General features: G+C 63.4%; 24 protein-coding genes. 10 read left to right on the top strand and 14 right to left on the bottom strand.

Translation table 11 applies throughout. The features are described from left to right. Positions 1–3 precede the first annotated feature (3 nt). From OEZ49_RS08175 to OEZ49_RS08140, 8 genes are all read right to left on the bottom strand, one after another. Positions 4–3,060 carry an aminotransferase class III-fold pyridoxal phosphate-dependent enzyme gene (locus tag OEZ49_RS08175; protein WP_263387849.1) on the bottom strand — a complete coding sequence of 1,019 codons (3,057 nt, stop codon included), beginning with the start codon at positions 3,058–3,060 and terminating at the stop codon, positions 4–6. Between the two features lie 114 nt (positions 3,061–3,174). Continuing rightward, the gene (locus OEZ49_RS08170) at positions 3,175–4,047 is read right to left on the bottom strand and encodes an NAD(P)-dependent oxidoreductase (RefSeq protein ID WP_263387848.1); all 873 of its coding nucleotides are present in this window, start codon (positions 4,045–4,047) and stop codon (positions 3,175–3,177) included. A gap of 92 nt (positions 4,048–4,139) precedes the next feature. Continuing rightward, positions 4,140–4,529: a Cu(I)-responsive transcriptional regulator gene (gene cueR / locus OEZ49_RS08165; RefSeq protein ID WP_164129012.1), complete on the bottom strand. Its 390-nt coding sequence runs from the start codon at positions 4,527–4,529 to the stop codon at positions 4,140–4,142. Between the two features lie 10 nt (positions 4,530–4,539). Beyond that, positions 4,540–7,035, bottom strand: a complete 2,496-nt coding sequence (locus OEZ49_RS08160; protein ID WP_263387847.1) for a heavy metal translocating P-type ATPase — start codon at positions 7,033–7,035, stop codon at positions 4,540–4,542. Positions 7,036–7,116: 81 nt separating this feature from the next. Next, positions 7,117–7,872 (bottom strand): SDR family NAD(P)-dependent oxidoreductase, encoded by a 756-nt coding sequence (locus OEZ49_RS08155; protein WP_263387846.1) that lies wholly within the window; start codon positions 7,870–7,872, stop codon positions 7,117–7,119. Beyond that, positions 7,869–8,795 (bottom strand): SDR family oxidoreductase, encoded by a 927-nt coding sequence (locus OEZ49_RS08150; protein WP_263387845.1) that lies wholly within the window; start codon positions 8,793–8,795, stop codon positions 7,869–7,871. The genes OEZ49_RS08155 and OEZ49_RS08150 overlap by 4 nt, the downstream gene beginning before the upstream one ends. Beyond that, positions 8,792–9,694 carry a bile acid:sodium symporter family protein gene (locus tag OEZ49_RS08145; protein WP_263387844.1) on the bottom strand — a complete coding sequence of 301 codons (903 nt, stop codon included), beginning with the start codon at positions 9,692–9,694 and terminating at the stop codon, positions 8,792–8,794. The genes OEZ49_RS08150 and OEZ49_RS08145 overlap by 4 nt, the downstream gene beginning before the upstream one ends. Further along, complete coding sequence (locus tag OEZ49_RS08140) at positions 9,691–11,007, bottom strand: flavin-containing monooxygenase (protein WP_263387843.1); 1,317 nt, start codon at positions 11,005–11,007, stop codon at positions 9,691–9,693. The genes OEZ49_RS08145 and OEZ49_RS08140 overlap by 4 nt, the downstream gene beginning before the upstream one ends. A gap of 115 nt (positions 11,008–11,122) precedes the next feature. On the opposite strand from OEZ49_RS08140, the gene OEZ49_RS08135 reads away from it, so the two are divergent. Then, the gene (locus tag OEZ49_RS08135) at positions 11,123–11,728 is read left to right on the top strand and encodes a TetR/AcrR family transcriptional regulator (protein WP_317853162.1); all 606 of its coding nucleotides are present in this window, start codon (positions 11,123–11,125) and stop codon (positions 11,726–11,728) included. A 10-nt stretch (positions 11,729–11,738) separates the two neighbouring features. Here the strand turns inward: OEZ49_RS08135 and OEZ49_RS08130 are convergent, their stop codons facing one another. Further along, the gene (locus tag OEZ49_RS08130) at positions 11,739–13,214 is read right to left on the bottom strand and encodes a sulfatase-like hydrolase/transferase (protein WP_263387841.1); all 1,476 of its coding nucleotides are present in this window, start codon (positions 13,212–13,214) and stop codon (positions 11,739–11,741) included. A gap of 149 nt (positions 13,215–13,363) precedes the next feature. On the opposite strand from OEZ49_RS08130, the gene OEZ49_RS08125 reads away from it, so the two are divergent. Next, positions 13,364–14,362, top strand: a complete 999-nt coding sequence (locus tag OEZ49_RS08125; protein WP_263387840.1) for an aldo/keto reductase — start codon at positions 13,364–13,366, stop codon at positions 14,360–14,362. A gap of 240 nt (positions 14,363–14,602) precedes the next feature. Further along, the gene (gene rpsA / locus OEZ49_RS08120) at positions 14,603–16,276 is read left to right on the top strand and encodes a 30S ribosomal protein S1 (protein WP_263387839.1); all 1,674 of its coding nucleotides are present in this window, start codon (positions 14,603–14,605) and stop codon (positions 16,274–16,276) included. Positions 16,277–16,362: 86 nt separating this feature from the next. Here the strand turns inward: rpsA and OEZ49_RS08115 are convergent, their stop codons facing one another. Further along, complete coding sequence (locus tag OEZ49_RS08115; protein WP_263387838.1) at positions 16,363–17,274, bottom strand: glutaminase; 912 nt, start codon at positions 17,272–17,274, stop codon at positions 16,363–16,365. A 360-nt stretch (positions 17,275–17,634) separates the two neighbouring features. Between OEZ49_RS08115 and ihfB the strand changes: the two genes are divergently transcribed. From ihfB to OEZ49_RS08075, 7 genes are all read left to right on the top strand, one after another. After that, a complete protein-coding gene (gene ihfB, locus OEZ49_RS08110) occupies positions 17,635–17,919 on the top strand; it encodes an integration host factor subunit beta (RefSeq protein ID WP_263387837.1) in 285 nt (94 codons plus the stop codon). A 7-nt stretch (positions 17,920–17,926) separates the two neighbouring features. Beyond that, positions 17,927–18,277 carry a LapA family protein gene (locus OEZ49_RS08105; RefSeq protein WP_263387882.1) on the top strand — a complete coding sequence of 117 codons (351 nt, stop codon included), beginning with the start codon at positions 17,927–17,929 and terminating at the stop codon, positions 18,275–18,277. Between the two features lie 6 nt (positions 18,278–18,283). Continuing rightward, positions 18,284–18,934, top strand: coding sequence for a phosphoribosylanthranilate isomerase (locus OEZ49_RS08100; protein ID WP_263387836.1), 651 nt, complete (start codon positions 18,284–18,286; stop codon positions 18,932–18,934). Positions 18,935–19,287: 353 nt separating this feature from the next. Next, a complete protein-coding gene (gene trpB, locus OEZ49_RS08090; RefSeq protein WP_263387835.1) occupies positions 19,288–20,538 on the top strand; it encodes a tryptophan synthase subunit beta in 1,251 nt (416 codons plus the stop codon). 454 nt (positions 20,539–20,992) lie between these two features. Then, positions 20,993–21,370, top strand: coding sequence for a hypothetical protein (locus OEZ49_RS08085; protein WP_263387834.1), 378 nt, complete (start codon positions 20,993–20,995; stop codon positions 21,368–21,370). Between the two features lie 25 nt (positions 21,371–21,395). After that, positions 21,396–21,851: a hypothetical protein gene (locus OEZ49_RS08080; RefSeq protein ID WP_263387833.1), complete on the top strand. Its 456-nt coding sequence runs from the start codon at positions 21,396–21,398 to the stop codon at positions 21,849–21,851. 36 nt (positions 21,852–21,887) lie between these two features. Next, positions 21,888–22,415: a helix-turn-helix transcriptional regulator gene (locus tag OEZ49_RS08075; RefSeq protein WP_263387832.1), complete on the top strand. Its 528-nt coding sequence runs from the start codon at positions 21,888–21,890 to the stop codon at positions 22,413–22,415. Here OEZ49_RS08075 and OEZ49_RS08070 read toward each other — a convergent pair. The 4 genes from OEZ49_RS08070 to OEZ49_RS08055 all read right to left on the bottom strand — a co-directional run bounded on the left by OEZ49_RS08070 (position 22,394) and on the right by OEZ49_RS08055 (position 25,479). Next, a complete protein-coding gene (locus tag OEZ49_RS08070; RefSeq protein ID WP_263387831.1) occupies positions 22,394–22,771 on the bottom strand; it encodes a DUF2237 family protein in 378 nt (125 codons plus the stop codon). The two genes, OEZ49_RS08075 and OEZ49_RS08070, sit on opposite strands and share 22 nt — an antisense overlap. 9 nt (positions 22,772–22,780) lie before the next feature. Continuing rightward, positions 22,781–23,944, bottom strand: coding sequence for a serine hydrolase domain-containing protein (locus tag OEZ49_RS08065; protein WP_263387830.1), 1,164 nt, complete (start codon positions 23,942–23,944; stop codon positions 22,781–22,783). Between the two features lie 76 nt (positions 23,945–24,020). Then, a complete protein-coding gene (gene pth, locus OEZ49_RS08060; RefSeq protein ID WP_263387829.1) occupies positions 24,021–24,710 on the bottom strand; it encodes an aminoacyl-tRNA hydrolase in 690 nt (229 codons plus the stop codon). A gap of 139 nt (positions 24,711–24,849) precedes the next feature. Beyond that, positions 24,850–25,479: a 50S ribosomal protein L25/general stress protein Ctc gene (locus tag OEZ49_RS08055; RefSeq protein ID WP_263387828.1), complete on the bottom strand. Its 630-nt coding sequence runs from the start codon at positions 25,477–25,479 to the stop codon at positions 24,850–24,852. Positions 25,480–25,537 lie beyond the last annotated feature (58 nt).

Below are 25,537 nucleotides of genomic sequence, written 5' to 3'. Positions count from 1 at the left end.
CTGCTAGCAGCATCCGCAGCCCGCGTGATGATGATCGTGATCGCAGACCGGGGCAGGCGCCCAGTCGCCGACCTCGGCCAGCACCGTGCGCAGCGCCCACAGGATCATGTCCACATCCTCGGCCTCGATGGTCAGGGGCGGGCGAATCTTCAGGATATTGTCCTTGGGCCCTTCGCTGCCGATCAGGATGCGGTGGTCGCGCATCCGGTTCTTGACGTATCGGCAGATATCGGTCCCCTCGGATCCGTCCGGGTTGATCAGCTCGACCCCCAGGAACAGCCCCATGCCGCGCACATCGCCGACACAGCCGAATTCACCCTCCAGCGCGCGCAAACCGGTCATCAGCCGCTCGCCCATCAGGCGGGCGTTCTCCTGCAAGCCCTCGTCATCGACGATATCCAGCACCTCCTTGCCGATCCGGCAGGACAGGGTCGAGCCGCCAAAGGTCGAGAAGAACTCGATACCGTTGTCGAAACTTTCGGCGATCGCCTTCGTCGTCACCAACACCCCCAACGGATGCCCGTTGCCGATGGGCTTGCCCATCACCACGATATCGGGCTCGGCGCCCTGGTGTTCGAAACCGAAGTAGTATTCACCCAGCCGCCCCAGCCCGGTCTGCACCTCGTCTGCGATACACACCCCGCCCGCCGCGCGGATCTTGTCATAGACCGCAGCCAGATAGCCCTTGGGTGGAATGATCTGGCCGCCGACACTGGGAAAGGTCTCGGCGATGAAACCGGCCACGCCGTGGCCCTTATCATGCAACCGCGCGATGGCGGGATCGACAAGATCGGCGAATTTCCGGGCGCGCTCCGCATCGTCGCGTTTGAAACGGCCGCGATAGTCGTCGGCCACCTCGACCAGTTCGACCCAATCGGCCTGACCCACGCCGCCCGGCTTGTTGAACTTGTAGGCCGAGATGGCAATCGCGCCGGTGGTATTGCCGTGATACCCGTGATCGGGCGTCACCATGCCCATGTTGCCCGTATGCGCCCGCGCCAGCCGCAGCGCCAGCTCGTTGGCTTCGGTCCCCGAGTTAACGAAGAAACAGACCTCGAACCGCGCGGGCAGTTTCGACAGCACCTTTTCGGCGAAGGCCAGTTGCGCCGGATGCAGGTATCGGGTGTTCGAATTCATCCGCTTCAGCTGATCCGCCGCCACCGCCTGAATACGCGGATGCGCGTGCCCCACATGCGGGACGTTGTTATAGGCGTCCAGATAGGGGCGACCCCATTCGTCGAACAGGTGATGTTTCCAGCCGCGCAGCAGCATCACCGGATCGTCATAGGTAAGGCTCAGGTTGCCGCCGAAATGCGCCCGCCGTCCGGCCAGCACGGCGGCCTTGGCGGTGGGGCGATAGAACACCTTGTCATCGGGCAGGTTCAGCAGCGCCGCCGGGTTGGGGCAGACTGCGTGCCACAGGTCCATCTCGTCCGGGTCGCCGACACCGGGCCAGTCGGCCTCCATGCCTTGCGTCGTCAGCGCCAGCTGGAAATGCACATGCGGCGCCCAGCCGCCGTTCTGACTGGCATCGCCCAGCCGTGCAAAACCGGCGCCCTGCGCCACCGGATCGCCCGGTTTCAGCCGATCGCAGACCTCGGGGTCCAGATGTCCGTAAAGCGTATAGAACGCATCGCCCCGCGGTGTCTCGTGATGCAGGATCACGACGCCACCATAATCCAGATGCCCGGTCCGGTTCTCGACCACCTCGACCCGTCCGCTGAGCGGCGCGTAGAGCACGGTTCCGGCAGGCGCAAACACATCCACCGCCAGATGCACGGTGCGCCGGTCGCTGGCCTTCCACGGCCCCTTGCAGAAACCCGGCTCGGCATAGATCAGGCGCGGCTCGTTGTAATAACCCAGCCACAGGCCGGTGCCGAATTCCTCGCCCACGCGCGCGGCCTCTTCCAGCGGCATGTGGAACGGGTTCTGCGGCCAGGTTGAATTCTCGACCGAGAGAGAGCCCATCGGCGTCGCGCCCAGATCGGTGCCGAACATCTGCGCGAAACTGCCCCGGTGCGCGTCCAGATAGGCCTGCACCCGCTCGGCCCCATCGGTCACCGGCAAGCCGCAGGCCACCCGCAGCCGCGCCGCCATCAGCCCGCCATTGACCGAGGCGTTTTCCAGTAACCGCCAGGCCGGGGCCTGGCTGATCGTCACATAGGGGTCGTCCGGGTTTTCCGCCGCCATCAGGGTCGAGTTCACCACCGACACGGCCAGCCGCATCCGGAGCAGGGGCCAGATCAGATCGACCTCCTCCGCGCTCAGCCGGTTGGCCGCGTGATAACCGCGCACCAGCGCCGCCAAGGCGCGCTCGGGCTTTGGGTGGTCCAGCACCACATAGGCCCCGGCAATCGCCAGATCGCAGACGCGCGGCGCGGCGCACATGTCGCCCAGGTCGATCAGGCCCGAGACCTTGCGGGTCTCGTTCAGCCCACCCTCAACCAGGATGTTGTAATCGTTGACATCATTGTGGATCGCCTGCACCGGCAGGGCGGCCAGTTGGTCGCGCAGCCCGGAAGAATCTGCTGCAATCTTCTCCAACAGCGCCCGCCGCGTCGGATCAGCAATCGCCTGCAACTCGGCGCCGATCCAGCCCGCCTGCATCAGGTTCCATTTGAAATCCCGCGCCAGCCCGTCATGTTCGAACCCCTCCAGCGCCCGGTCGGTGGCACCCAGCACCCGACCCAGCTTTAGGATCAGATCCTCGGAATGCGGCAAGGCCCGCGCGTAACAGCGCCCCGGCAGCCGTTCCAAAAGCCAGACCCGGCGCGGCGCGCCCGTCTCATCCGCGATCTCGGGCAGCATGCCACCGTCCAGCGCGGCAAAGACCTTGGGAAAGGGCAGGCCGGGCGCGGCCTCGGCGATATGCTCCAGCGCCGCCACCTGCATCTCGACCAACCCGGCCTCGCATCCGGGCCGCATCACCTTCAGCACATAGTCCCGCCCGTTCCGGCCCCGGGCCAGAAAGTTCAGGTCATATTCGCCATCGAGCCGCTCCAGCGCCGCCTCGATCCCCCAATGCGTCCGCAGGGCCTCTGCCCAGAACTCCGTCAGCACCGCCGGTCTCCCATCACCTTCGTGCCGAGGCGGCCATTGCCCCCCGGTTCTTCATTTCGCCAAAAATACTCCGGGGGAGTCCCCGCAGGGGACGGGGGCAGCGCCCCCTTTGCCTCAGCCCAGCTTGCGCAACCGCGCCAGCAGGCTCGAGGTGTCCCAGCGCCCGCCGCCCATCTTTTGCACATCCTTGTAGAACTGGTCGACCAGCGCCGTAACCGGCAGGCTGGCGCCGGTCTCGTCGGCGGTGTCCAGGCAGATGCCCAGATCCTTGCGCATCCAGTCGACCGCAAAGCCATGGGTCCAGTGGTCGTCCAGCATGGTCTCGTACCGGTTGGCCATCTGCCAGCTGCCAGCGGCGCCCTGGCTGATCACCTCGACCACCGCGCGCCCGTCCAAACCGGCCTTCTCAGCGAAATGCAGCGATTCCGCGAGGCCCTGCACCAGACCCGCGATGGCGATCTGGTTGCACATCTTGGTGACTTGTCCGGCACCGCTCTCGCCGATGCGGCGGCAGATGCGGGCATAAGCGGCGATCACCGGTTCGGCGCGATCATACTCGGCCTGGTCGCCGCCGCACATCACCGACAGAACCCCGTTCTCGGCCCCGGCCTGACCGCCTGAGACAGGCGCGTCGACAAAGCTCGCGCCGCCCGCCTTGGCGGCGGCATAAAGTTCGCGGGTGACCTTGGCCGACACCGTCGTATGGTCGACAAACACGCTGCCCGCGGCCATGCCCGCCAGCGCGCCATCCGGCCCGTTGCAGACGCCGCGCAGATCGTCATCGTTGCCGACACAGGCCATCACGAATTCGGCGCCCTCGGCGGCCTCGCGCGGCGTCGCGGCCATCGCACCGCCATGCTGGGTCACCCATTTCTCCGACTTCGCCGCGGTGCGGTTATAGACGGTCACCTCATGACCGGCGGCCTTCAGGTGCCCCGCCATCGGATAGCCCATAACTCCCAGGCCAAGGAATGCAACTTTTGCCATGTCCGGATCCTCTCTGTTGCCCGGCGGCTCCCCCCGTCCGGGATATCCCCGAGAGACAAAGCAAAACGCAGGTCAAAGGGCAACCCCGCGCGTCAGCTTTCCCCGCCCAGATCGCGCAGGATCGGGCAATCGGGTCGCTGATCGCCCGCGCAGGCATCGACCAGTTCCGTCAGCGTCTCGCGCATGGCGATCAGATCGGCGAGTTTGGTCTCGATCCGGACCAGGTGATCGCGTGCCACCTGTTTGACATCGGCGCTGGCGCGGCTCTGATCCTCGTACAGTGCAAGCAGGGTGCGGCAGTCTTCGATGGTGAACCCCAGCGCCCGGGCCCGACCCAGGAAATTCAGCTTGTGCAGGTCCCGTTCACGGAACCTGCGGTATCCGTTCAGGTCGCGCTGCGGCGCGATCAGGCCGATATCCTCGTAATAGCGGATGGTCTTGGCCGGCAGGCCGCTGCGGGTCGCAACATCTCCGATGTTCATGCCAGTCTCCTCATTCCGCCGGGGCAGGGGTCGCTGCTGGGGTCTGGGTCGCGGCCTGCCGCGTGGCAGGCAACGCGGCCCGCACCCGCCGCAGACGCAAGGCGTTGGTGACGACAAAGACGCTCGACAAGGCCATCGCACCCGCCGCCAGCACTGGTGACAGCATCGGCCCGCCAAACGGATAGAGCACGCCTGCTGCCACCGGGATCAGCAGCACGTTATAGCCAAAGGCCCAGCCCAGGTTCTGGCGGATGTTGCCCATGGTGGCGCGGCTGACCTCCAGCGCGTTGGCCACCCCGCGCAAATCGCCCGACATCAGCACCACATCGGCGGCCTCGATGGCTACATCGGTGCCGGTGCCAACCGCAATGCCGGTATCGGCATGGGCCAAGGCGGGGGCGTCATTGATGCCGTCGCCGACAAAGGCCAGCGCGCCATGATCCCCCCGCAGCGCATCCAGCGCCGCGACCTTGCCTTCGGGCATCACCTCGGCGGTGACCGCGTCGATCCCCAGTTTCGCCGCCAGCGCCTGTGCCGTGCGAGTGTTGTCGCCGGTGATCATGGCAACCGTCAGCCCCATCTGGTGAAACCGCTCGATCGCCTCGGCCGTGCCGGGTTTCACCGGGTCCGAGACCGCCAGCACCGCCGCCGCACGCCCTCCGACCGAGGCATAAAGCGGTGTCTTGCCCTCGGCGGCCCAACCCGCCCCGATCTCGGCCAGCGGGCCCAGGTCGATACCTTCGCGGGCGAACAGCCGGTCGGCGCCGACCAGCACGTCCTGGCCCTCGACCACGGCGCGGGCGCCCAGCCCGGTCAGGCTCTGGAACCCGTCCACCGCAGGCACGCCGCCCTTGGCCGCGCGGGCAATGGCCGAGGCAATCGGGTGTTCCGAGTGCGCCTCGACCGCTGCCGCCAGACGCAGCACGCCATCACGGTCGAACCCTTGGGCAGGGGTCAGGTGGGTCAGTTCAGGCCGGCCCAGCGTCAGCGTGCCGGTCTTGTCAAAGGCGATGACGCGCGCCTCTTGCAGCCGTTGCAGCGCGTCGCCCTTGCGGAACAGCACGCCCAGTTCGGCGGCCCGGCCCGTGCCGACCATGATCGAGGTCGGGGTGGCAAGTCCCATGGCACAGGGACAGGCGATGATCAGCACCGCAACACCGGCGACAAGGGCATGACCCAGTGCGGGCGAGGGGCCAAAGGCCAGCCAGACCAACACGGTCAGCGCGGCGATCCCCATCACGATGGGGACAAACCACAGGGTGATCCGGTCCACCATAGACTGGATCGGCAGCTTGGCGCCCTGTGCCTGTTCCACCATGCGGATGATCTGGGCCAGCACCGTGTCGGCGCCCACCTTTTCGGCCCGCGCCCGCAGGGCACCTGCCGTGTTCACGGTGCCGCCCACCAGTGTATCGCCCGCCGCCTTGGCGACCGGCACCGGCTCGCCGGTAATCATGCTCTCGTCAACATGGCTTTGTCCGTCCTGCACCACCGCATCCGCCGGGATGCGTTCACCGGGTCGGATGATCAGTGTGTCGCCCGTTTGAATGTCGGCGATGTCAACCTCGACCGCCTGTCCATTACGCTCGACGCGCGCATGGCGGGGTTGCAGCCCCACCAGCGCCTCGATTGCGGCGCCAGTGCGCCCGCGCGCCCGCGCCTCCAGCCAGCGGCCCAGCAGGATCAGCACAACGATGACGGCGGCGGCCTCGAAATAGACATTGGCGGTTCCCGCAGGCAGCAGGCCGGGGGCAAAGGTTGCCACCACCGAGAAGCCATAGGCGGCCCCCGTGCCCAAAGCCACCAGCGCGTTCATGTCGGGTGCGCCGCGCAGCAGGGCGGGGATGCCCCGCGCATAGAACACGCGCCCCGGCCCGAACAGCAGAACGGTGGTCAGCGCGAACTGGATCAGCTGGCTGGTGTACATCCCGATCGTTCCCGCGATCCAATGGTGAAAGGCCGGGATCACATGGCCGCCCATCTCCAGCAGGAACACCGGCAGTGCCAGCGCGGCCGCAAACAGCGTACTGCGCTGCAACTCGGCGATTTCCGCCTGTGCGTGATCATGCGCCGGCGCATCATCCCCGGCCTCGGCATGCGGACGCGCGGCATATCCCGCCGCTGTCGATACCGCGGCCAGCGCGACCGGATCGGTCGCGCCCATGGCATAGGTCACCCGCGCGCTGCGATTGGCCAGGTTCACCTGCGCCTCGACCACGCCGGTTGCCGCGTTCAGCGCCCGCTCGACCCGGCCCACGCACGAGGCGCAGTTCAGCCCCTCGACATCCAGAACCGCCTCGGTCAGTTCCGCAGGATAGCCTGCCTTGGCGGCGGCCTGGGTCAGATCGGCCACCGGCCCCTCATGCGTGATTTGCGCCGTCCGGTTGGCGAAATTGACGCTCGCTTCGGCCACGCCCGGAACCGCCTGCAAGGCGCGTTCCACCCGGCCCACGCAGCCGGCACAGCTCATGCCGGTGATCTTCAGCGATGTGGTTTGTGCTGACATGCGACTCGTCCTTGTCCTCTGGTCACCCTCCAGATGGGGCTTCCAGTCACGGGAAGGTCAAGGGGTGTGCCGGAAAAAATCTCACCCGCGCCCGATATTGCGTTCCATCAGGCGCTGATAAAGACCCGGCGACAGCCGGTTGATCCACCAGGCCAGCTGTGCCACCCGACCCACCGGGATCATGTCACGCCCGCGGTCGAGGCCGTGTAGGATGGTGGCCGCCGCAGCCTCGGGCGTCATGTAATCCATCCCGTCGGTGGCAGACCCCGGCCGTGCGATGCCATCGGGCTGCGCCTCCGCATTGCCCAGATTGGTGGCCACAAACGAGGGAGCCGCGATCTGTACCCGCACGCCATGCGCGCGCTCCTCGGACCGCAACGATTTGAAAAACCCCTCCAGAGCGTGTTTCGACGCGGCATAGGATGTGCGGCTATAAAGCGGCGCAAACCCCGCCACAGAAGAGATCGCCAGATGGGTGCCGCGCGCCTGCCGCACCGGGTCGAGCAGGGCGCGGGTCATGTTCACGGCAGCGAAGTAGTTGATCTCGAACACCCGGCGGTGGCTGGCTTCGTCGCCATCGGCAAACAGGCCGATCTGAGTGATGCCCGCATTGTAGACAGCTAGGTCCACCCCTTGCGGGCCGACGGCAAGGGCGCAGGCCGCGGCCAGTTGACCGGGGTCGGTCAGGTCGCATTGAATGACCCGCTGGGTCTCGCCGGGCTCGATGGTCGAGATATCGCGGTCGAGCAGCGTTACATGCCAGCCGCGCGCTTGCAGCGCATCCGACAGCGCCCGACCCAGCCCGCCAGCTCCCCCTGAGATCACCGCGCGCTTCACAGCCCCGCCTCGCGCCGCCAGAGGTCGAAGACCTCGGCGCTGGTCAGCTCGGGCACATAGCCGAACACCTGTTTCAGCGCGTCATTGGCCAGCACCGGGCGGTATTGCAGGAAGCGCACCTGTTCGGGTCCATAGCGCGACAGGCCCAGCGGGCGCGCCAGCGCAAGTGCCGCCTTTACCGCCAGTGCAGGCAGACGCTGCACCGGCTTGCCCATGGCGCGTGCAAGGTCACTGACCCCCATCACCCCGTCGCCCGCAACGTTGTAGATACCCGCAGGTCCATCGCCCGCCGCCCGGGCCAGAATACGGGCCAGATCGCGGGTCCAGATAAAGACAAACGGGCTTTCCGACCCAAGCACCGCCAACAGACGGGGCTTGCGGAACAGGGCGGTGATCTGGTTCTCGGTCCCCTTGCCCAGAACCGTGCCCACGCGGAGCACCACCTGTTCCAGCTGAGGCGCATCCCGACGCGCCTCGGCCAACATCTCCTCAACCTGCCGTTTGTGATCGGCATAGGGGAACTCGGGGTTGCCGCGCAGTGGGTCGCTTTCGCGCAGCGGAACCGGATTGTCGGCATGGTATCCGTAAGCCGCGCCCGACGAGGTCACCACCAGCCGCCGCACCCCATGCGCCAGGCAGGCATCCAGAACCGCCCGTGTGCCGCCCACATCGACGCGATGCGCGACCTCGCGCGCCACACCCGGCGTCACGATAGAGGCGAGGTGGATCACCACATCCGGCCGCACCTTGGCAATGACCCGGTCAGGATCACCCCCCGTCACATCCATCTTGAAATAGACCGCCCCCTCGGGCAGCGGATCGGGCCGCGCAAGATCGGTGGCAAAGACCTGCTGGCCCGACAGTTCGGCCAACAGCGCCTGTCCCACCATGCCCGCCGCGCCGGTGATCAGGATGCGGCTCATCGCCTGGCCTCGGTTCGCGACATGAGCATGGCCAGCCCAAGGCCCGAGATCGCGTGCCAGATCCCCCAGAAGGCCGCCGCCACTGCCATGCCGCCCAGCCCCTGAAAAAAGGCAAAGATCAACACCAGTCCAAGGCCCGAGTTCTGGATACCGGTTTCAATCGTCACCGCGCGCCGGTCATAAGGGGACAGCCGGGTCAGAGTGGCCACAACCCAGCCGCCCCCCAGGGCCAGGGCATTGTGAACGATCACAAGCCCGGCGACAGCTCCGGCGAAACTCAGGAAGAACCCCCAGTTCGCAGCCAGAGCGAGTATGATGAACGCGATGAATATCCCCATCGAGATCAGTTGCAGAGGCCGCCGAAGCCGCGCGGTCAGCGAGGGGCGGCGCATGTTCAGCACAACCCCCAGGATCAGCGGCAGGATCAGCATCAGCCCAACGGTGATGGCGATCTGCACCGGGTCGATACGGGTCTCTTGCAGGATGGCGCGGGTGGGCGGATACAGGCTCCCCCACAGCGCGATATTGGCGGGGGTCATGATAATGGCGCCAACGGTGGCGAAGGCAGTCATCGACACCGACAGCGCCGCATTGCCACCCGCCCGATGGGTGATGAAGTTCGAGATATTGCCGCCCGGACAAGCCGCCACCAGAATGAGGCCCAGCGCGATGGACGGGCGCGGCGTGGTCACCCAGACCAGCGCGAACGTCAGCACCGGCAGCACCACGAATTGCGAGAAGAGCCCCACCAGCACCGGTTTCGGCCCGCGCGACAGGCGGCGGAAATCCTCGACCGTCAGGTCGATGGCGATGGAGAACATCACCACCGCCAGAATCGCGTTCAGCAGCATCAGCGAGGCTGGCGAGAAATTCAGCAGGATATCGTCGATGCCGGTCATGCCCGCGCCTCCCTCAGCCGTTTGATCCAGCCGGTGACCGCGCCGCGATAGGTGGCCTTGTCCACGTAATAGGCCATGCGCGCCAGCTTGAGGTAGTTCATGCCGCCGGTCGCCCGTTCGAACCCTGCCGCCTTGGCCGCTTTAAGCTCTGTCGCCGCTGCGCTGCCCCTGCGCAACCCAGTGATATAGCGGGCCACCATCTCGGCCTGTTCATGCCGGCCCTGCCAGCCCAGCCCGCTGGCCTCGACCATACCCAGAACAAAGAGGTCGTCGCGCTCGGGATGCATCGCATTGAGGTAAAGATGCGGCGCATCGCCCTGCCAGTTCAGCAGGTCGCGGTCGATGAACGGGTAATGCAGCTTGTATCCGGTGGCGGCGAGGATCATATCGTACTCCTCCTTGCTGCCGTCGGTGAAGTGTACAAAACGGTCATTCAGCCGCTCGATGTCGGTACGAATCCGCAAATCTCCGTGTCCGGCGTGGTACAAAACCAGCGAGTTGACCACCGGGTGGCTTTCGTAAAGCTGGTAGTCGGGCTTGGGAAATCCATATTTCTGCGGATCGCCCACGAACCATTTCAGGATCATCCCGTCGACCCGCCGTTTCAGCCACATCGGCAGCTTGATCATGCCGCCCAGCGTATCGGCTGGTTTGCCAAAGACATATTTCGGTACAAAATAGTATCCGCGCCGCATCGACAGGTCGCACATCACCCCGTGATGGATCGCATCCACCGCGATGTCACAGCCGGAATTGCCCGCGCCCACGATCAGCACCCGCTTGCCGTCGAATTGCGAGGGATGCCGGTAGGTCGAGGAATGGATCAGTTCGCCGTCAAATTTTCCCTTGAATTCCGGCATGTTGGGTTCTGACAGCGTGCCATTGGCGATCATCACCCCGGCATAGGTGCTCGCCTGCTCCCCCTCTGCGTCGCGCCATGTGACACGCCATCCGTCACCCGGCCCACCCAGCGGCTCACACCGCAGCACCTCGGCCCCGAACCGGTAATGCTCGCGCAGCCCGAAATGGTCGGCAAAGGAGTTGAAGTACCGCTTCAGCTCCCGGTGCGAGGGGTATTCGGCAACCCCATCCTCCATCGGGAAATCGGCGAATTCGGTCATCCGCTTGGAGGAGATCAGATGCGCGGTGTCGTACATGGTCGAGCGCGGCCCGTCGATGTCCCAAAGCCCGCCCACATCCGAATGCAGCTCGAACCCGTCAAAGGCGATGCCCTGTTCCAGCATCACCTTTGCCATGGCCAGCCCCATCGGACCTGCCCCGATCAGGGCAAATCTGTCGCGCGTTTCGGTCATCTGTATCCTCCCGTTGTTCTTAAGTTGAACGACTGTTCAAAATAAGGCAAGATAATTTGCAAAAGGGATGTTTGTTTTGGAAAAACAACGGCAAAGGGCGCCATCGGCGCGATCCTTGCAGACACGGGCGCGTATTCTGGATGCGGCGGAGCAGCTCTTTGCCGCGCGCGGCTTCGAGGGCGCGTCGATTCGCGACATCGCCAAAGCGGCGGGGGTGCAGGGCGGGCTGGTGGCCCATCACGGTGGCAGCAAGGAAGAGCTGTTTCACCTGATCGTCGCGCGCCGTGCGGGGGAATTGTCGCGCCTCCGCATAGATGCGCTGGAGGCCGCCCGCGCTCGCGGTCCGCTCGATCTGGCGTGCATCCTCGACTGTTTCATTCGGCCTTACGTGGAGCTGGCGCAGGGGGGGGACCCGCATTGGGTCGCTTATGGCCGGTTGGTGGCGCATGTCTCGGCCGACCCGCGTTGGCACGATCTGGCGGCCGAATGTTTCGACCCGACCGCACAGCGCTTCATTGCCGAGATTGCGGCCCTGTTCCCCGGTGCCGCACCGGGCACCGTCGCCGCAGGCCAGGTCTATGCGGTATCGGCCATGCTGGCGCATGTGCATTCGGCCTGGCGGATTGGCGCGCTCAGCCCCGGCAGCGATGCGGTCGGACTGGACCGGCTGATCGCATTCTGCACGGCGGGCGTTTATGCGATCCTGACCTCGGACGGGTAACCGCGCCGGATTACAAAGGACTGCCTTCGCGCATCTTCGCCTGTTCCGAAGGGGTTGGCGTGTGGTTAAAGACAAAGGCGGTGCGACAGGCCTCCTCGCCCCCCAGCTCCTCGATCCGGCGCCGCTGATCGGCAAAGGCGCGGGCATTGACCGCGTCCGGATCGCAGATCGCTCGCAGGCGCCGCTCGCCTTCGGCCAGGGCGGCCGCAATCGCGGGGTCGTTTACCCCCTCCCTCGCGCGATTGACCAGTTCATGCGGGTCCGAGGCCAGATCGAATAGCTGCGGCGGGTGGCCAACGTAATGGACATATTTCCAGTCCCGCCACCGGACCATGAAGGATCCGGTTTTTGACCCGCCATCGTGGTATTCGCTGAACCCGGTCCGGTCGGGGTCATAGGGCGAATTGGCCAGCTTGCGCAGCGATATGCCGGGTTGGCCCGCATTTCCGGCGTCATCGGCAAGACCACACACATCCCGCGCGGTAGCGGCGATATCGGTCAGGTTGCTGCATGTTGCCACCTTTTGGCCGGCGGGTATGCCCGGCCCGGCTGCGATCATCGGCACGCCGGCGCTGGCCTCGTACATCACCTGCTTGGTCCAGAAGCCCTGATCGCCCATCATGTCGCCGTGGTCGGAGACATAGACCACGACCGTGTTCTCTAGCTGCCCGCTGGCCTTTAGCGCCGCGATCACGCGGCCAATGCAGTGGTCCATGAAGGAGGTCAGGCCGTAATAGGCGGCCTTGGCCTCGCGCATCTTCTGTTCGTCGAAATAGTCGTCGTAATTGTAAAATGCGCCGATGTTGCGCAGCTCGGCATGGTCGGGCAGGCCCGCGCCATACCCCACCGGCAGGTCCATGGCGGCGGGATCGTACAGATTGTACCATTCCTCCGGACAGGTCAGCGGATAATGCGGACTGACCAGCGAAACGAACGCAACCCAGGGCTGGCCGCGCCGGGCCGGATCGGCAAGCCAGACCTCGGCTGCTGCCGTAATGTCCAGATCGTAATCTGTATATGTACTGGACCCGATACCGACATCGGCGGCCAGCTCCGCCGCCGAGTCATAGGGCGGCGGATTGTCCCGCAGCAGGCCAACGGCCCAGCCGACACCGCCAACGACATGCATCGGCAGGATTTCCGCGGAAAACCCGTTGTCGTCCTCGGCCGAGCGGAAATGCAGCTTGCCGATGGACACGACCTCGCGCCCGGTATCGCGCAGCTGGCGCATCCAACTGCGGGGCTGACCTGCGTAAGGCGTGGCGCTGTCCCAGTGACCGGTCTTGTGCACCCAGTCGCCGGTCGCCAGTGCGGCGCGGGTGGGTACGCACATGGGAGAGGGCGTATAGGCCGCCGCGAACATCGTTCCCCGCGCCGCCAGGGCATCGAGGTTCGGGGTCTTGACGATCGTATGACCGGCGCAACCCATGACATCCTTGCGGTGTTCGTCGGAAATCAGAACCAGGAAATTCAGGGCACGGGACATGTCTTTGCTCCATCGGCTAGACCCCTATCCTTGACCGGTTGTCCGGCTTGCGCTGGCCCGTTTGCGACGCATCGGGTGGTTGCGACGGTTGTTGCCGCATTCAAAAACCGGCATAACTTTCCAAGCACGACGGGAAGGGGAGAGGCCGGATGCAGAAACGGAAACTGGGGCGGAACGGGCCCGAGATCTCGGCGCTTGGTTTCGGGGCCATGTCGTTCACGAACTTCTATGGGCCGACGACCGAACAGGACAGTCATGCCGTTCTCGATCTGGCGATAGAGGCCGGTGTTACCCATCTGGATACGGCAAATGTCTATGGCATGGGCCGATCGGAGGAGGTGATCGGCAGTTATTTCAAGAAAAACCCGGGCGCGCGCGATCATTTCGTGATCGCCACAAAGGCGACGATCACTCGGGATGCGGAGGGCAAGCGCAAGTTTGACAACTCCCAGACCCATCTCGAAGCCGAACTGGACAAGTCGCTGCAACGTCTGGGCGTGGACTGTGTCGACCTGTTTTATGCACATCGCCGCGACCCGTCGATGAGCATCGAGGAAGCCACAGGAAACCTGTCGCGACTGGTCGAAGCGGGCAAGGCCCGTGCTATCGGCTTTTCCGAGATTGCGCCCTCGTCGTTGCGCCGGGCGGTTGCGGTGCATCCGGTGGCGGCGGTGCAATCGGAATACTCGCTGTCGACCCGTTTTCCCGATCTTGGCCTGGTGCAGACCACCGCCGAATTGGGGGTGGCGATGGTCGCCTTCTCGCCGGTGGGGCGGTCGTTTCTCACAGATACGCCGCTGTCGCTCGATGCGGTGCAATCGCTGGACTTCCTGCGCCCGAACCCCCGGTTCAACGAACCGAATTACTCGGCCAACATCGCCCTGACCGACAGGTTCCGGGCGCTTGCTGCCGAGATGGGCATACCGGCGGCGGGGCTGGCCATTGCCTGGCTTCTGCACCGCGGCGACCATGTCATCCCAATCCCCGGCACGCGGTCGGTTGAGCATTTCAAGGAGCTTTTGACCGGCACCGAACGGGTTCTCAGCGATGAAGACATGGCCCGGATCGAGGCCGTCCTGCCGGTCGGCTGGGCCCATGGCGACCGTTACAGCGACGAACAATGGGTTGGACCCGAGCGATATTGCTGAGCGGGTCAAGTCAGGCTTGCCTTTCGGGCTGCATCGGCATATACCGCGCGACGTCGACAAGGCGAAGTGAGCCATAGAAAAAAGAGACGAGCAGGGTCGGGAACACCGGCCCTCTTTGTTTTATGGCAAGAAAAGCGCGACGCCTGACCAATCCGTTCCGCTCAAGGCGGGCATGAATCAAGACCGGCGGAGACAACCGCTCGGCCAGAAAAACGTAGATAGTTAGGAAAACGACGCCACATGGCAAACACAATGGAAGAGTTTGAAGCGCTCCTTAACGAAAGCTTCGAGATGGACACCCCCGAAGAGGGTTCGGTTGTCAAAGGCAAGGTCATCGCGATCGAAGCGGGCCAGGCCATTATCGATGTCGGCTACAAGATGGAAGGCCGCGTCGATCTGAAAGAATTCGCAAACCCTGGCGAAGCTCCCGAGATTGCCGTCGGTGACGAGGTCGAAGTTTACCTGCGCGCCGCCGAGAACGCCCGTGGCGAAGCCGTCATCTCGCGCGAGATGGCCCGCCGCGAGGAAGCTTGGGACCGTCTGGAAAAAGCCTATGCCGACGATCAGCGCGTCGAAGGCGCGATCTTTGGCCGCGTCAAAGGTGGCTTTACCGTCGATCTGGGCGGTGCCGTGGCCTTCCTGCCCGGTTCGCAGGTCGATGTGCGCCCCGTGCGCGACGCCGGCCCGCTGATGGGTCTCAAGCAGCCCTTCCAGATCCTGAAAATGGACCGTCGCCGTGGCAACATCGTTGTGTCGCGCCGCGCCATCCTGGAAGAAAGCCGCGCCGAACAGCGCGCCGAGGTTATCGGCAACCTGACCGAAGGTCAGACCGTCGATGGCGTGGTCAAGAACATCACCGAGTACGGTGCGTTTGTTGACTTGGGCGGTGTGGACGGCCTGCTGCACGTGACCGACATGGCATGGCGCCGGGTGAACCACCCCAACGAGATCCTGAACATCGGCGAGACCGTCAAGGTCCAGGTGATCAAGATCAACAAGGACACCCACCGTATCAGCCTGGGCATGAAGCAGCTGCAAGAAGATCCGTGGGATCTGGTTGGTGCCAAGTATCCGCTGGAATCGGTGCATACGGGCCGCGTGACCAACATCACCGACTACGGCGCGTTCGTCGAGCTGGAGCCGGGTGTCGAAGGTCTGGTGCACGTCTCGGAAATGTCCTGGACCAAGAAGAACGTCCACCCCGGCAAGATCGTTTCGACCAGCCAGGAAGTGGAAGTCATGGTTCTGGAAATCGACGGCGCCAAGCGTCGCGTTTCGCTGGGCCTCAAGCAGACCATGCGCAACCCGTGGGAAGTCTTTGCCGAGACCCATCCCGAGGGCACCGAGGTCGAAGGCGAAGTAAAGAACATCACCGAATTCGGTCTGTTCATCGGCCTTCCCGGCGACATCGACGGCATGGTTCACCTCTCGGACCTCAGCTGGGACGAGCGGGGCGAGGACGCGATCCAGAACTATCGCAAGGGCGACATGGTCAAGGCAGTGGTCTCCGAAGTCGACATCGACAAGGAGCGCATCTCGCTCTCGATCAAGGCGCTGGGCGGCGACAAGTTCGCCGAAGCCGTTGGCGGCGTGAAGCGCGGCTCGGTCATCACCGTGAACGTGACCGCGATCGAAGATGGCGGCATCGAGGTGGAATACGAAGGCATGAAATCCTTCATCCGCCGTTCGGATCTGTCGCGCGACCGTGCCGATCAGCGCCCCGAGCGTTTCTCGGTCGGTGACAAGGTCGATGTCCGTGTGACCAACGTGGACAGCAAGACCCGTCGTCTGGGCCTGTCGATCAAGGCGCGCGAGATCGCAGAAGAGAAGGAAGCCGTGGAACAGTACGGCTCGTCCGATTCGGGCGCATCGCTGGGCGATATCCTGGGTGCCGCGCTGAAAGGCGACAAGTAAGTCCACCCTGACTGCCAAATGACAAAGAGCCCCGCAGGTGCGATCCTGCGGGGCTTTTCGTTTCGCTGTGGTCGCTCGGCGCCGTCCTATCCAAAGATCGACCAGCCCGTCTCGCGCGCCAGATGCTCCGCGGCAAGGGTTCCAAGGGCAGAGTTTCCGTGCTGGTTCAGCCCCGGGGACCAAACCGCAACGGACGCCCTGCCCGGTGCGATGACCAGAATCCCGCCACCGACACCGCTCTTGCCGGGAAGACCCACGCGATAGCCGAAATCGCCCGACCCGTCATTGTGCCCGCAAGTCAGCATCAAGGCATTGATGCGGCGCACGCTGTCGCGTGAGATCAGATTGGGTGTGCCCGGGCCACCGACAAGGAAACGTCCCGCCATGGCCAGTTGCCGCACCGTCATTTCGATCGCGCATTGATGGAAGTAAGTGCCGCAGGTCAGTTCTGGGCTGTTCACGAAATTGCCATGCGCGGCGAGGAAATACGCCAGCGCCATGTTGCGCTGGCCATGTTCGGTTTCGGACCGCGCCACCGCCTCGTCGATATGGATATGCTCGTCATCGGCGGCGGCACGCACAAAGCGCAATATCTCCCCCAGAACTTCGCGCGGCTGGTGGCCGGCGAGAATGGCGTCGGTGACCACCAGCGCACCGGCATTGATGAAGGGAATGCGCGGGATCCCTTCCTCATGCTCAAGCTGAAGGATGGAATTGAACGGCAGGCCCGATGGTTCCCGTCCAACCCGATGCCAAAGCCGGTCACCCAACCGGCCGAGCGCCAGGGCAAGCGTAAAGACCTTGGAAACCGACTGGATGGAGAACGGCGTGTCTGCGTTCCCCGCGGCAAAGCAGCGGCCGTCGGCCAGGGCTAATGAGATGCCAAACTGATCGAGGTCGACCGAGGCGAGTTCGGGGATGTAATCGGCGACCCGGCCCTTGTCAGGGGCGGTCCGCATCCTCGCAACGATACCCTCCAGAAGGGTGGTGAATTCCATGGTAGGGGCCTTCTCCGGGCCGGTTTCAACGTCAGGTCATAGCCGTATCCTCTTGCCGTGGCAAAATGGAAGTTCCTGCAAAGTTCTGGTTGGGTGGTGCACCCCGCTGCCTGATCCGGGTGATCCGAATCAAGCGCTTTCGCACTTGCGGCAATTGGTCCGCGAAGCAATCTGACCCGGGCTGTCGATCGGTATTCAGGCCCAAACGTTCTGGTGGTTGGCCGGTTTGTTGCCGGTTATTTGCCTCCAATGTCGAAATATGGCTTTGTGGAGACCGGTAACCTGTTTCCGCAGAACGGTTTTCTGCCTATAGTTCCAAAAAGAAAAGAGACGACCTTTGGCGTTGGGAGGGCCAGGCGCATGATCCGATCGGAACTGATCCAGATGATTGCCGACGAGAACCCGCATCTCTATCAGCGGGATGTCGAGCGGATCGTAAACACCGTTTTTGAAGAGGTCACCGATGCGATGGCTCGCGGCGACCGGGTGGAACTGCGCGGATTTGGCGCTTTTTCGGTCAAGAAGCGGGACGCGCGCATTGGTCGCAATCCCAGAACCGGCGATACAGTCGATGTAGAGGAAAAGCACGTGCCGTTCTTCAAGACCGGCAAGCTGCTCAGGGATCGTCTGAACGGAAAAGCCTGAACTCATGATGCGTTACATTCGCTACGCCTTTCTCGGAACACTTGGAATCATTCTGGTTTCGGTGTCGCTGGCCAATCGCCAGGTGGTAACATTGCAATTGCTGCCCGAGGATCTGGCCCACCTGCTTGGCTTCAACTTCGCACTGACATTGCCGCTGTTTCTGGTGGTGCTCGGCGGCATCGCCGCCGGTGTCGTCATCGGGTTCGTCTGGGAATGGCTGCGAGAGCACAAGCATCGGCGCACGGCGGATGTCAAACACCGCGAAGTGCGCAAGCTTGAGCGGGAGGTGAAGTCGCTGAAACAGAAGCAGAGCGGCGACAAGGACGATATTCTGGCGCTTCTCGATGATGTAGCCTGACGACGGATGCCTTCTGACATCTCGGTCAAGATCTGCGGGTTGTCCGAACCCGCCCATGTCGACGCGGCGGTTGAGGCCGGGGCGCGCTATGTGGGTTTTGTGTTTTTTCCCAAATCGCCAAGGCATCTGGATCTGCGCCGAGCGATCGACCTGGCGGTAGGCGTTCCTGGCGGCGTGGCCAAGGTGGCACTGACGGTGAACGCCTCGGACGCGGAACTGGACGCCATCGTCGATTCGGTACCGCTGGACATGTTGCAACTGCACGGCAAGGAGACACCCGGCAGGGTGACGGAAATCAAGACGCGCTACGGTCTGCCGGTGATGAAAGCCATCGGAATTGCCGAGGCGTCGGATCTGGCGCAGATCGACCTCTATTCGGACGTTGCCGATCAGTTGCTGATCGACGCCAAACCGCCCCGAGGGGCGGAGTTGCCCGGCGGGAACGGGCTGGCCTTTGACTGGCGCTTGCTGGCCGGGCGGAAGTACTGGCGCAAGCCTTGGATGCTGGCCGGAGGCTTGACCCCGGAGAATGTTGCGGAGGCGATCCATCTGACCGGGGCACGACAGGTCGACGTCTCTTCTGGCGTCGAGACAGCACCGGGGATCAAGGATTCTGGGTTGATCCAGGCGTTTCTAGCGGCTGTAAAAGCAGAGTAATCGTTTTTTTGCCGAGATTCTCGCAGGGTGTCGGTCTGAATTGCGCCTTGCCGCCCCAGACCCCGGAACAATGGTTTGACCATCTGTTCACTGCCAAATCGGCCCGCGCTGGCAGCGTGGTGCGTCGCAAAGTGCGCGACATGGAACGATGGGTCGGGCGCGATGCGTTTCTGACCGAGATCAAGCGCCGTGGCTTTTCCCCCTGTCGATAAAGCCGGGCAGGTGAACGTATTCTGCAATGCCGAACCGGTTCGCTTGATCACCGCGTCAGAACAAGCTTTCATGAAAGTCTGACCGCTTTACCTTTGAGCGTTGTCCCGTTAGTGCTGAACCGCGATACAAGGGAGCACGCCATGGCCAACGACCTTTTCAATTCCTTTATGTCCGGGCCTGACGAACAGGGCCGGTTTGGCATTTTCGGAGGGCGCTTTGTCAGCGAAACACTGATGCCGCTGATCTTGTCGCTGGAAGAGGAATACGAGAAGGCTAAGACCGACCCAAGTTTTTGGGCGGAGATGGATGATCTCTGGGCCAATTATGTGGGTCGACCATCGCCGCTCTATTTTGCCCAGCGTCTGACGGAACATTTGGGCGGCGCCAAGGTCTATATGAAGCGGGATGAGCTGAACCATACCGGCGCGCACAAGATCAACAACGTGCTGGGCCAGATCATCCTGGCGCGCCGAATGGGCAAGACCCGGATCATCGCCGAAACCGGTGCTGGACAGCATGGTGTGGCGACCGCGACGGTCTGCGCCAAGTTTGGCCTGAAATGTGTGGTCTACATGGGTGCCCATGACGTGCGCCGCCAGGCGCCAAACGTGTTCCGCATGCGTTTGCTCGGTGCCGAGGTGATCCCGGTCACCTCGGGACGGGGCACGCTCAAGGATGCTATGAATGACGCGCTGCGCGACTGGGTGACCAATGTCCGCGACACGTTCTACTGCATCGGCACGGTTGCGGGCCCGCACCCCTATCCGGCGATGGTGCGCGATTTCCAGTCGATCATTGGCAAGGAAGCCAAGGAACAGATGATGAAAGCCGAGGGCCGTCTGCCTGACACCATCATCGCGGCCATCGGTGGTGGATCGAACGCCATGGGCCTGTTCTATCCCTTCCTTGACGACAAATCGGTCAACATCATTGGGGTCGAAGCCGGCGGCAAGGGCGTCAACGAGAAGATGGAGCATTGCGCTTCGCTGACCGGTGGGCGCCCGGGCGTGCTGCATGGCAACCGGACCTATCTGCTACAGGACGACGATGGTCAGATCCTCGAAGGGTATTCGATCTCGGCGGGGCTCGACTATCCAGGTATCGGGCCCGAGCATTCTTGGCTGCACGAGGTCGGCCGCGCAAAATACGTTTCGATCACCGATAAAGAAGCGTTGGAGGCGTTCCAGCTTTGCTGCGCGACCGAGGGGATCATCCCGGCGCTTGAACCCAGCCATGCCCTCGCTCATGTAATGAAGATCGCACCTGAATTGCCCAAGGATCACATCATCATCATGAACATGTGTGGCCGGGGTGACAAAGACATCTTTACCGTGGCCAAGTTCCTGGGCTTTGACATGTCCGACACCGAAGGGCGCGATGCGGACGACTGAGTCGCGCTTTCCAGGCGCATATTGGCGAGCGGTTTTGACCCCGCCAGGATAAACCAAAGGGTTACGACAGCGGCTGTTGGGGCCGCTGTTTTCGTTCTCAGGGTCAGTATTCTTGGAGGCACTTTCTTCGAACGCATTGATAAAAAATGAAAACATTTGTTTATTTCCTGCAGTTCGCCCTGTTGCTGCCTTTCTAAACAGCAGACCCATTTCAACGTCGCGCCAGGCGTGCAGCCTGACCTCTTCCGGTTGGTTTCCAACGGCATGCATTGGTGACGGAGGTATAAAATGCGAAAGACGATGACATCCAGGGTTGCGATTTTGGCCGGGGCAATCCTTGTCGGCGGGCTGGTTGGTCTGGCCGAGGCAAGTGTGGTGCAGACCGACATGATTGCACCTAACCAAACTGGCCTGACCGCCGCGGCTGCGGAAACCGCGGTCGGGAGCTTTGCGCTTGCAAGTCGTGAGGACGACGGGCGCGGCCGGGGTCGTGGACGTGGCGCGGATGATGGTCCGGGTCACGATGCGGGTGACGACCATGGTGGAGGTGGAGCAGATGATGGTCCGGACCACGATGCAGGGGATGACCATGGCGGGCGCGGACGTGGGGCGGATGACGGTCCAGACCACGAAGCGGGGGATGACCACGGCGGGCGCGGGCGTGGCGCCGATGATGGCCCGGGTCATGACGCGGGCGATGATCATGGTGGGCATGGGGATGACGGCCCAGGCGACGATGATTGACAGACCGGGGGTTGCCATGACCCTTGGAAGCGGCAAGCTGGCCGCAGCTCCTGCCCTGACCCGGGCAGGAGCATTGTTGACCGGGTAAGCAAATGCATCGCAGAAGCTTTATCATGTCGGTTTTCGCGTTGCCTCTCGGGGCCGGTGCGGCCGAGGCGCAATCGGCGACGGATGCCATCACCCGGCAGCTCAGGGCGCAGGGTTACAGGTCAATCGAGGTCAGCCGAACGCTGCTTGGACGCGCGCGCATCGTCGCGCGGCGGCCGGGCGAGCAGCGAGAGATCATCGTCAATCCGCGCACTGGCGAGATTTTGCGGGATTACTGGCAGAGTGGCAAAACCTCCACTGGTGGGGGTTTGCTCGACCGGTCGTCGGAAACCGAGACGGAGACTGAGACCGAGACAGAGGATGACGGGGGCCAGGGCCGGGGGCGTGGTCGTGGCCGAGGTGGCGAGGATTCGAGTTCCGGGTCGGGCTCTGATGGCGAGGACGGAGGCGACGACGGCGGGAACAGCGGTCACGGCGGTGATGACGGTAACAGCGGCTCGGGCAGTGACGGTGATGATTGACCGAGTACACACCATCGACGGTCGGATGGAAAGCACATGAAGGGCGCTGGGATCCTGTTGGCGATAGCCCTGGTGCAGACGGTGTGTGCCGTCTTCTTCGTGTCCGATATTCTGCTGACGGTGATCGGGCTGCGTACCACCCCGATCAGTTGGCAGACCCGCGAGTTGCTGGAAATAGGGGCGGCGGTTGGCCTGCTTCTAGGAGTAGTCCTGGGCTGGCTGGCGCTCAGCCGGACCTGGCGCCGGGCGCGCCGGGCCGAGGCAAAGCTACGCGCGGCATCGGGCGCGTTCATGGAGTTGCTGGATGAAAGGTTCGACGACTGGGGTCTGACGGCGGCCGAACGGGACGTGGCGCTCTTTGCGATAAAGGGGTGCAGCCTTCAGGAAATCGGGGCTTTGCGCAATACGTCAGAAGGGACAGTCAAGGCGCAGACCAACGCGATCTATCGCAAGGCGGGCGTGTCGGGGCGGCCGCAGCTGCTGGGCCTGTTCATCGAGTATCTGATGGCGGGTGACCTGGTGCCGGAGCAAAAGGACAAGGATCAGTCGCGCCGGACCGCGTGACGTTCCAGAACCTCCAACGGGACAACCTCCAGCGCGCGTCTGTGGGTCGCCTCCAGATGCACCTGCGGGCCGCAGCCCTCGTCGGCGGCTTGCATGAAACGAGCCGCACACAGGCACCAGCGGTCGCCGGGTTTTAGCCCGGCAAAGTCGAACTCGGGCCGGGGTGTGCTCAGGTCGTTGCCCACATATTTGGAATAGGCCAGAAACTCGGCCGTCATCACCGCACAGACGGTATGGCTGCCTCGATCCTGCAAGCAGGTATTGCAATGCCCGTCGCGGAAAAATCCGGTAACAGGATTGGTCGAGCAGGACGCCAGCGCCCCGCCCAGAACATTGAGACTCGGGTCGGGTATCATGATCCGATCCTAGAGGTTTTCCGCGATCTTGCGGAACATTTCTATGTTGGCCTCGTTCACGCCCTTGCCGCGAAAGCCGCGATCAGCACCGGTGGTGACGATCACAACCCCGCGCGGCTGGTCGAAATAGATGTATTGGCCATAAACGCCACGGGCTAGGAACTCGCCCGGACCGGCACCCACCGGGATCCACCATTGATAGCCATAGCCAATCTTGTCTGGGGCCGTCGGGGCGCTGGCGGTGGTCGAGGCGGTGAGCCAATCCGCCGGCACCACCTGTTTGCCGCCATAAGCGCCGTTCTGAATGATCATCTGGCCGAACCGGGCATAGTCTCGGGTGGTGAAATTGAGCCCGCCCAGCACAAACGCGACGCCAGCACCGTCGGTGATGCAATAGCCGTCGCGTTCCAGCCCCAGCGGCGCGATGATCTTTTCCGCCAGCAAGTCGGTCACGCTGCGCCCCGTAGCGCCACGGATCACCATGCCGATCACATGGGTGTCGATCGAGACGTATTGCCAGGTCTCGCCCGGGGCGGCGAAACTTTCGGTAAAGCTGGCGGCGAAATCGTCCAGCGTGCCGCCCAAGGCCACCACCCGACCCATCCGGTTGATGTCGGAATTCTTGTCGAAATAATCCTCGTCAAAGGTGACGCCGCTGGCCATGTTCAGCACGTTGCGGATGCTCGCGGGCTCATAGGCGCTGCCCTTGAGCTGGGGGGCGTATTTCACAACCGGATCGTCGATCGAGGCGATGGCGCCCTCGTCCAGCAACACCCCGAACAAGGCCGATATGTAACTCTTGGCAATCGACCAGGAGATCCGACGATCGTCCGGGCCGGTGCCCAGAAAATACTCCTCATAGCGGATCTGGCCGTTCTTGAGGATCAGCAGAGAGGTCACTGCGCGATCCTCAATCCAGTCTGCTCCGCCTGACGGCAGTTCAAAGGGTTCCCCGAAAGGCAGATCAGAGGTTGGCAGCGGCCCGCGCGGTACGGATGCGGTCAGAAACGCGGCGTCCATATGCGAGAAGTTATCGACGATCTTTTCAGCGGAGAACAGCGAGTTCACCGCCAGAAGCCGGGTGATCTCCTCGCGCTTCCAGAAGCCGACGACAGCGGCCGCCAGTACCAGTGCAAGCAGAATGCGCCCCAACCATTTGCCGAATGTTCTCATCGTTTTCTCCCGCGCGTTTTACAGCACAGAGTGGCGACGCCGTCGCCATACGGCAACACCTACGTGGCGGCAGCCGTCACTTGAACCGGTCGACCAGTTTCTGAAGCGGGCTGCGATTGTCCACGGGGGCGGGGCCTGGGTCTTCCGCTTTGATGGTCTTGGCCTCGGTCTGCCGCTCTGTTCCGGTCGAGGATCTGGGCGGAGCGGTGCGCAGGGCAACGGCGTTCATGAACCGGGCGCCGTCATCGGCGGCAAGGGCGGCCGCTCCGTCCGAAATACCGCGCAGTACGTTTTCAAGCCAGTCCTCGTCGGCACGGGCAAAATCGTGCAGGACGTAGCCTGCGACGGCTTCCTTGCGGCCGGGATGGCCGATACCCAGCCTGACACGATCATACGCCGCGCCGATATGGTCGTGGATCGACCGCAGCCCGTTATGGCCCGCATGACCTCCGCCCGCCTTCACCCGCACCTTGCCCGGTGCCAGGTCCAGTTCGTCATGCAGCACGGTCACATCGGTGCTGTCGAGCTTGTAGAACCGCATCGCCTCGCCCACCGACTGCCCAGAGCGGTTCATGAATGTCTCGGGCTTCAAAAGCAGAACTTTCTCGGTGCCCAGGCGACCTTCGGAAATCTGCCCCTGGAACTTTGTTTTCCAGGGGGCGAACCCGTGGTCCTCGGCAATCCGGTCCACGGCCATAAAGCCGATGTTGTGCCGGTTGCGGGCATATTTTGCGCCCGGATTTCCCAGTCCGACGAACAGTCGCATGTCGGGCCTCTTGCTTTGCCTGTGGTGGGTTCTTCTTGCCGCCTGTGAACCAAAAAGGCCAGATGTTGCCGGGGCACGGCAAATGAAAAAGGCGGGGCCTCATATGCCCCGCCTTCGTTTCTGTTGACGCCTGCGAAGATTACTCCTCGGTTTCGCCGTCCTCGTCTTGCCCTTCCTCTTCATCCGAAGAGGCGGCCAGACCCGACGGGGCCGAGATATTGGCGATCACAAAGTCGCGGTCGATCGTCGGCTTCACGCCTTCGGGCAGGTCGACCATCGAGATGGTGACGACATCGCCGATGTTCAGGCCGGTCAGGTCCACGGTGATCTTTTCCGGAATGTCACCGGCGGTAACTTCCAGTTCGACTTCGGGACGAACCACGGTCAAAACGCCACCGCGCTTGATGCCGGGTGCCGCTGCGTGGTTAATGAAATCAACGTGGATGAACAGGTTGATCCGGCTGGTGCGGCGCAGGCGCATCAGGTCCAGGTGGGTCGGCAGGTCCTTGACGACATCGCGCTGCACATTGCGGCAGATCACGCGCACGTCTTCGTGGCCTTCGACCTTGAGGTTGAACAACTGCGACTTGAAACGGCCTGCTTTCAGCATCTTCAGCAGTCTGTTGAACGGGATGTTGATCGGCAGCGGGTCGTTGTCGCCACCGTAAACGATCCCCGGAACCATGCCGTCGCGGCGCGCCTGACGAGCGGCGCCCTTGCCTGTCCCCGTCCGTTCCAGAGCTACGAGATCAGTAATCTCTCCAGCCATGTTGGTATCTCCAATGTTAGGGCGGGGCTCCTCCAAGGCTGTAGCCCCGCGTGAAGCC

Origin of the sequence: Ruegeria marisflavi (genome assembly GCF_025673445.1) — a bacterium.
In the GTDB taxonomy this organism is placed as follows: Bacteria; Pseudomonadota; Alphaproteobacteria; order Rhodobacterales; family Rhodobacteraceae; genus Ruegeria_B; species Ruegeria_B marisflavi.
The sequence above is the reverse complement of the archived record's forward strand: the minus strand, read 5'-3'. Positions and strand labels throughout refer to the sequence as shown.